The organism is Paenibacillus sp. P3E, from assembly GCF_001909045.1.
Lineage (GTDB): Bacteria > Bacillota > Bacilli > Paenibacillales > Paenibacillaceae > Paenibacillus_AQ > Paenibacillus_AQ helianthi.
On record NZ_LVWH01000164.1, the window covers coordinates 66,960 to 74,839 of the forward strand.

Sequence of the window (7,880 nt, forward strand, 5' to 3'; positions counted from 1 at the left end):
TATCCATGTCAATCCTAAGTCAGTGATGCTGCCAGGTCTTCCAGCCTTACAGTCCGCTGTTCACCTGTTTCCATCGATTTCAGGGCTATGACGCCGCTGCTCAGCTCATCTTCGCCCAGAATCGCTGTATACCGTGCATTCATACGGTCTGCTGATTTCATCTGCGCCTTCATCTTGCGTCCAAGGTAATCCCGTTCCGCAGAGTACCCCAGGCTTCGCAACGTGAACAACTGCTTCGTAATCTCCATATCGGCTGATTCACCAAGTGCGACAAAATACACATCCAGCGGCTTGGCTGGCTCCAGCTCCACACCCTGATTCTCCAGAATCAGCAGAATCCGCTCCAGTCCGATTCCGAAGCCGATGCCCGGCTGATCCGGCCCTCCGATTTCTTCCACCAGACCGTTGTAACGGCCGCCGCCGCCAACAGTATCAATCGAGCCGATACCAGCCGCTTTATATTCAAACGCGGTATGCGTGTAATAATCGAGACCACGTACAAGACGGGGGTTAATACTGTATTCAACACCCATAACATCCAGATGTGCTTTGACCTGCTCAAAATGTGTGGTGCACTCCTCATCCAGACTATCGAGAATGGATGGTGCGCCGCCAAATTTATCCTGGTCCACCTTGCAGTCCAGCACGCGCAGCGGATTGCGCTCCATCCGGCGCTGACAGTCACTGCACAGGGTATCCCGCATTGGCCGCAGGAAGTTCAGGAGTTTCTCGCGGTAAGCCGCACGGCTGGGCGCATTCCCTACAGAATTCAGCTCCACCTTTACATCCTTCAGTCCCAGATCCTTGTAGAACTGATAGCCCATAGATACTACTTCCGCGTCAATAGCCGGGTCTACCGCTCCAAAGGCTTCAATACCAAACTGGTGGAACTGGCGGTATCTTCCTGCCTGCGGCCGTTCGTAACGAAACATAGGTCCGATATAGTACAGCTTGCTGACATCCGGTTCGCCATACAGCTTGTTCTGAACATAGGCACGCACTACACCGGCTGTTCCTTCCGGACGAAGCGCCAGATCGCGGTCTCCCTTATCCTTGAAGGTGTACATTTCACCTTCCACGATGTCTGTTGTTTCCCCCACGCCGCGTTCAAAGAGCCCTGTGTGCTCGAACATCGGTGTGCGGATCTCACGGTAATTGAACCGCCGGCAGAGATCTCTCGCCTTGCTCTCAACAACCTGCCATTTCTCCACTGCACCCGGAAGCACATCCTGCGTGCCCGTAGGCTTCTCAAATCTTTCCTTTGCCACAGCCAATCCCTCCTGAAAATAACAAAAAATCCCTCGTCTCTGTTTGTTACAAACAGGGACGAGGGATTATCATAACCAATAATTCACCCGTGGTACCACCCACATTCCGGATTCAGGATAACCATCCCTAAACCCGCTCTAAGCGGTTAACGCCCGCCTACGCGCTCCGGCTACTGACCTGCGGCAATCCTGTGATTACCTGCTTTCGCCGTGCGTTCTCGGGGAAGTCATTCATCCGTTCATCAACAGAATCCTTACAGCCAGCGCGTAAACAGTGTGTTAATCCTTCTAATGGACTACAGCTGATTCAGCGGGGATTCTTCTCTGGGGTTGTGGGTTACGGATTACTTGGTCCCGTCATCAAAACACTATAACATATCGTATATTGTTAGATTCTACTGAACCACTGCGCTAAAGTCAAGGCATGGAACAAAATACATCCTCTCTACATGCCTCTGGACACGCGGGTAAAAAAAATGACCTGCAGCCGATTGCTGCAGGTCCATCATCATATATTATAAAAAAGGGGGTCATGCCTCTATTATAAACACGCTATATTAAGGAATCATGAATGGAATATTACGGTTACATTACAGAAAAGAAAGCGTTCTATTGCCCGGGACATTCCCCAATTCTTGCCCACAAATCACTTTACACTACAACATTATTCTCTGTCTAGAGATATAGTACATATTTTGGGTATTAACCAATAAAAAACTCCGCAAGCCCTTCTCGAAGGGTTACGGAGCCTTTCAGATGTTCAGCATCCTTCTTTCCCTAATCAAGCTCTTGTCCGGAGACCGTTAGCCTGAACCTACATTAATCTTCAAAAATCTCCACAAAGGCATGTTTGCCGCGCAGAACCTCAACAACCTCATTATGCTTTTCTTCAGGTACCTTGAGGGCCATCACATAATGCAGATCGTCCAAATTACGGTCATCTGCATCCGATCCGCTGCGTACATCACCGGCACTACGTGCATCTGTGTTGTCGTCCAGATCATCGTCCACCCGGATGCCCGGTACGATGGCCGCTCCAGAAAGCGAACCTGTCGCGCCTGCAACCCCAAAAGCCCCCCCGGCCATGGATGAATTGTTGTAAGGCACCAGCGGCAGCAGAATATTACGGCTGCGGTGGTCTCCTTTGTCCAGAGGATCTGTTAATGGAGATACTTCTATGCCTTCCACACCGTAAGGGATCAAAGCTGTCTTCGCACCTTCCGCTTCACTTTCGGTTCTGAAATACGCCTGAATTCTTGTACTCATGGTCGTTCCCTCCTTATGAATGGTAAGATCACTGAATTCCTGGCACTGATCAGGATTTGCGGACCATTACAGATGGATGCAATAAGTTTCGTCTTCGTCTTCGTCTTTCTATTACCCGCATTGACAGGCTTTCTAACGACCCGGGTACAACTCCGGGATATTTACCTTCAAGAACGAAGCTGTGAACTGAAGATACACACAGGAAAAACCGCACTCCCTAATCCTCAGGTGCGCGGCAAAAGACTGCGGCTGTTTCCTTTTAACACCTGAGGTTCTCTATAATCATCGGAACCCTTGGCTGCCGCCATAGCTTCAGCACAGCAGCCTGCACTGCATGCAGGAATGCTGCTCCAGCTCCGCGACTTTTCTGATTGTCTCATGACCTGATTCCCCGCTATCTGCATATACTCGATCCCTTCTAGTTTATCCAGCTCAAGTAGGGTCTATCCGTACGAAAGAAGGGGGGGGCCCATGAAACCAGATTCCTTTACAAAAACAAAAAAAGTGCCTCACGCCAATTCCTTACGGAACTTCGTATGACACTTTGGATCATTCAATACCTATTGTTCTGTGGTTCATTTTGATACTAAGGATTAGCCACGGCTGTCGAGCAGAAGCGTTACCGGCCCCCAGTTGGTCAGCGACACATCCATCATAGCGCCGAAGACACCGGTCTCCACCTGCAGCCCTCCGGCTCTCAGCTCTTGATTAAAGTAATCATATAGCCGCTCTGCCTCGGCAGGCGCAGCTGCGGCCATAAAGTTCGGACGGCGGCCTTTGCGGCAGTCCCCATATAGCGTGAACTGGGACACGGATAATATAGCTCCTCCTGTATCGGTGACACTGAAGTTCATTTTACCGGCCTCATCCTCAAAAATGCGAAGTCCGGCTATTTTATCTGCCAAATACTTGGCGTCCTTCTCTGTATCCTCATGGGTAACGCCGACCAGCAGCATCAGGCCTTCACCAATGGCTCCGGTCACAGCACTGCCTACGCTCACCCTGGCTTCCTTGCAGCGCTGCACTACAACTCTCATTAGCCTTTCAGCTCCTTGCCCTATCCTGAAATAACGTTGTCCGAACAGAGGACGTTGTTATGGAAACCGCGAATTTGGCCAACCCAAATGGAGGGCCATCTATGAAACCTCATCGCCTGCAGTACCGCGAAAGAGCGGCATGGATGTCTACTGCATAATCCGGTTTACTGTGTATACATCCTTGACCCGCTTCACCTTATCGACCACAGACTGCAGATGATCGGTGTTGCGGATCAGAATCGTCATATGAATCATCGCCATTTTGTTCTTGTCGCTTCGTCCGGTGACAGCCGAGATATTCGTCTTGCTCTCGGACACGGCCTGCAGCACTTCATTGAGCAGTCCATTCCGGTCATGGCCGGTAATCTCAATATCCACGCTATAGTTGGCCTCCATGCTGCCTTCCCAATCCACTTCGATCACCCGTGCCGATTCTTCGCCATCCCCTTCGGCGGGAATATTCGGGCAGTCTTCACGATGGACGGAAACGCCGCGGCCGCGGGTCACATAGCCGATAATATCGTCGCCTGGTACCGGATTGCAGCATCGCGCAAAACGAACAAGCAGATTATCAATGCCTTTAACACGTACTCCGTTGGTCGGCTGATTGCGCTTCTCCCCACTTGATTTGATTTCTTTCATTTGGGAAGTTAGCTCCAGATGGCCGGCTGCTTCTTCCTGTTCCTTACGCAGCTTCTCTGTAAGCTTGGAAGCAATTTGGGCGGCGGTAATTCCGCCAAATCCCACTGCCGAGAGCATATCTTCTACATCATTGAACGCGAATTTCTTGGCCACTTCCGACAATTTGTCTTCCGTGAGCCAATCCGAAACTTCCACGTTCAGACGTTTCAGCTCACGCTCAATCGCTTCCCGGCCCTTTTCAACGTTCTCCTCGCGTTTCTCCTTCTTGAACCATTGCTTGATCTTGCTGCGGGCATGAGAGGATTGGGCAATCTTCAGCCAGTCACGGCTCGGGCCGTAAGAGTTCTTCGAGGTTAGAATCTCCACGATATCCCCGGTCTTCAGCTTATGGTCCAGCGGCACAATACGCCCGTTCACCTTGGAGCCGATCGTCCGGTTCCCCACCTCTGTATGAATCCGGAAGGCAAAGTCAAGCGGTACAGAACCTGCCGGGAGCTCTACAACCTCACCCTTAGGGGTAAACACAAATACGAGATCGGAGAAAAAGTCCATCTTGAGTGATTCTACAAACTCCTCGGCATCCTTCGCCTCATGCTGGAGCTCCAGAATCTCGCGGAAAAATGGCATACGGTTCTCCGGATTGACATTATTACCGCTGCCTTCTTTGTAAGCCCAGTGGGCCGCAATCCCGAACTCAGCCGTACGGTGCATCTCCCATGTGCGGATTTGCACTTCAGTCGGTTCTCCGCCCGGACCCACCACGGTGGTGTGCAGCGACTGGTACATGTTTGCTTTGGGCATGGCAATATAATCCTTGAAACGGCCAGGCATCGGCTTCCAAAGAGTATGAATAATGCCGAGTGTGGCATAACAATCCTTAATATTGTCGACGATAATGCGGATGGCAAGCAAATCATAAATTTCATTGAACTGCTTGTTCTTCGTACTCATCTTGTTATACACGCTGTAAATATGCTTCGGACGGCCCGAAAGATCGCCTTCGATGCCCATTTCGTCCAGTTTGGAACGGATACGGCCGATAACGCTATCGATGAACTGCTCCCGTTCTGCACGTTTCTTGTGGACCAGGTTAGCAATACGGTAATACTGCTGCGGGTTCAGATACCGGAGGGCAATATCCTCCATCTCCCATTTGATCGCAGAAATCCCCAGCCGGTCCGCAATGGGACAAAAAATCTCCAGCGTTTCATAAGAAATACGTCGCTGGCTTTCTTCCGACTGGTACTTAAGTGTACGCATATTGTGCAAACGGTCTGCCAGCTTGATCACAATGACCCGGATATCCTGAGCCATGGCGATGAACATCTTGCGGTAGTTCTCGTTCTGCTGCTCTTCCTTGGAGCGGAAACGAATTCGTTCCAGCTTGGTCAGTCCGTCTACCAGCATCGCGCAGGTATCGCCAAATTTCTCACGGATCTGCTCCAGGGAAACAGTCGTATCCTCTACAACATCATGCAACAGCGCTGCAATAATGGAAATAACATCCATTTGCATATTGACGACAATATCTGCGACCGCGAGCGGATGCAGAATGTATGGCTCCCCCGATTTCCGAACCTGCCCGTGATGAGCCTGATCGGCAAATTCATAAGCTTCCCGGATGCGGAGAAGATCTTTTTCTTTTATATAGGCGCCGGCCTTTTCGGTTAATTGCTCTATGCCCATTCTCGTCGTATCCGTTTCCTTTCTATAATAAAATGAACCCGCAAGCGCTCGCTGAATTTGCAGGTTCCATATGTTTCAAATCTGCGCTACCCGCAGTGTAAAGTTGTCTATAATTATGACGCTTGTGATGGATTACGTCAACACTTGCCATAGCATGGCATCCGGGTAATGAATGGTATCAAGAATAGACAATTTCGTGGCACTTGCAAAAATGTTGTTGTAAAAAGACGCCGTTCTATTTAATCTAGTAAAGGCGGTTTTTTGGAACCTCACATAAATTAGACATGAAAGAGAAGTGAATACCATTGCAACGCGAAATTCAAGTTAACCAAAAGCTCCCTTGGGGCCCGGGCTTTCTGCTGAGCCTTCAGCATTTGTTCGCCATGTTCGGCAGCACGGTGCTTGTCCCTAATCTGTTCGGGGTAGACCCCGGCATGATCCTGCTGATGAACGGTATTGGCACACTGCTGTACATCCTGATCTGCCGCGGCAAAATCCCAGCATACCTCGGATCAAGCTTTGCCTTCATCTCACCGGTGCTTAGCGTATTGGATAAACACCAGGCGGATCACCAGCATGGATATTCGCTTGCTCTGGGCGCTTTTATCGTTACAGGGGTTATTTTCATTCTAGTCGCATTGATCGTCCGCTATGCCGGAACCCGCTGGATTGATGTGGTATTTCCTCCGGCGGTTATGGGCGCTATCGTAGCAACCATCGGACTGGAACTAGTACCCGTAGCGGCGCGCATGGCTGGACTGATTGCCCCTGAAGGCGTGAGTGTGACCGACTGGACCCCTGATACCAAAGCTATAACCCTTTCCATGGTAACTCTGGGCGTAACTGTAATTGGAGCAGTGCTATTCCGCGGCTTCCCCAAAATCATTCATATCCTCATCGGTATCGTAACCGGTTATGTTCTGGCCTATATTATGCAAGTGGTGAATACAGACGCGATCTCAAAAGCGCATTTCTTTTCCCACCCCACCATTATTACCCCTTCCTTTGACTGGCAGGTTATCCTGACCATTATTCCAGTTTCCCTTGTAGTCATTGTGGAGCACATTGGCCACTTACTCGTTACCAGCAACATTGTCGGCAAAGACCTGACCAAAGATCCCGGGCTGGACCGTTCACTGATGGGCAACGGGATTTCCACTATTTTTTCCGGATTCTTCGGTTCTACCCCAAATACGACTTATGGTGAAAATATCGGCGTTATGGCGCTGACCAAAGTATATTCGGTCTATGTGATCGGCGGCGCAGCAGTAATTGCAATTCTGCTCTCGTTCTCCGGAACATTCTCCTCTATTATTGCCAATATCCCGCAGCCTGTTATGGGTGGCGTCTCACTGCTGCTGTTCGGTGTCATCGCGGCTTCCGGTCTGCGCATCTTTGTCGAGCAAAAGGTTGATTTCTCTAAAGCAACCAACATGATTCTGGCTACTTTGGTCCTTGTGGTCGGCATTAGTGGTATTTCACTTACTATTGGCGGTGTAGTGCTTAAAGGTATGGCGCTAGCAACCATTGTCGGCATGGTTCTGTCCCTGCTATTCAAATTAATTGAAGTACTCGGCTTATCCAATGAACAGAGCAGTGACAAAACAGCACATTAACAATAATTAATACGATAAATATACTCTATAAAAAAGGGGCTGTCTCAAAAGCCGTGAAATGGATACTTGAGACGGCCCCGCTGTTTTTGAGTTGGATGGACTTGCGCACTTGGTGCGGACGCTCCGCGAACGGACCGTTGCTACAATCGCTGTGCTCTCCAGATTTTATTTATTTCCCGTAGCGGTAAAAATCCGGAGAGCAAGGCGACCGCTACCGCTTTTCCGCAATCAGTCCGTCCTCTCCGCTGTTTAAGCGGGGGAACGTTCCTACAATTCTTTCAAAAATCACAAAAAGAAATCGCCCTTTGGTAAAATGGAAGTGTCGAGCAACCATTTCAAAAAAGGAGCGATTTCTTTGTACATTC

General features: G+C 49.8%; 6 protein-coding genes. 1 reads left to right on the plus strand and 5 read right to left on the minus strand.

Annotated elements, in window-relative coordinates:
- Positions 1–14 precede the first annotated feature (14 nt).
- The 5 genes from hisS to A3842_RS15075 form a co-directional block, all read right to left on the minus strand.
- On the minus strand, positions 15–1,268 hold the full coding sequence (gene hisS, locus A3842_RS15055) for a histidine--tRNA ligase (RefSeq protein ID WP_074101944.1): 1,254 nt from the start codon (positions 1,266–1,268) through the stop codon (positions 15–17).
- An 819-nt stretch (positions 1,269–2,087) separates the two neighbouring features.
- On the minus strand, positions 2,088–2,534 hold the full coding sequence (locus tag A3842_RS15060) for a hypothetical protein (RefSeq protein WP_074086269.1): 447 nt from the start codon (positions 2,532–2,534) through the stop codon (positions 2,088–2,090).
- Positions 2,535–2,758: 224 nt separating this feature from the next.
- A complete protein-coding gene (locus A3842_RS32560; RefSeq protein WP_167374628.1) occupies positions 2,759–2,914 on the minus strand; it encodes a hypothetical protein in 156 nt (51 codons plus the stop codon).
- A 213-nt stretch (positions 2,915–3,127) separates the two neighbouring features.
- On the minus strand, positions 3,128–3,571 hold the full coding sequence (gene dtd / locus A3842_RS15070; RefSeq protein WP_074101945.1) for a D-aminoacyl-tRNA deacylase: 444 nt from the start codon (positions 3,569–3,571) through the stop codon (positions 3,128–3,130).
- A 147-nt stretch (positions 3,572–3,718) separates the two neighbouring features.
- Positions 3,719–5,899, minus strand: a complete 2,181-nt coding sequence (locus A3842_RS15075; protein WP_074086266.1) for a RelA/SpoT family protein — start codon at positions 5,897–5,899, stop codon at positions 3,719–3,721.
- 305 nt (positions 5,900–6,204) lie between these two features.
- Between A3842_RS15075 and uraA the strand changes: the two genes are divergently transcribed.
- Positions 6,205–7,515, plus strand: a complete 1,311-nt coding sequence (gene uraA / locus A3842_RS15080; protein WP_074101946.1) for a uracil permease — start codon at positions 6,205–6,207, stop codon at positions 7,513–7,515.
- The last annotated feature ends 365 nt before the right edge of the window (positions 7,516–7,880 follow it).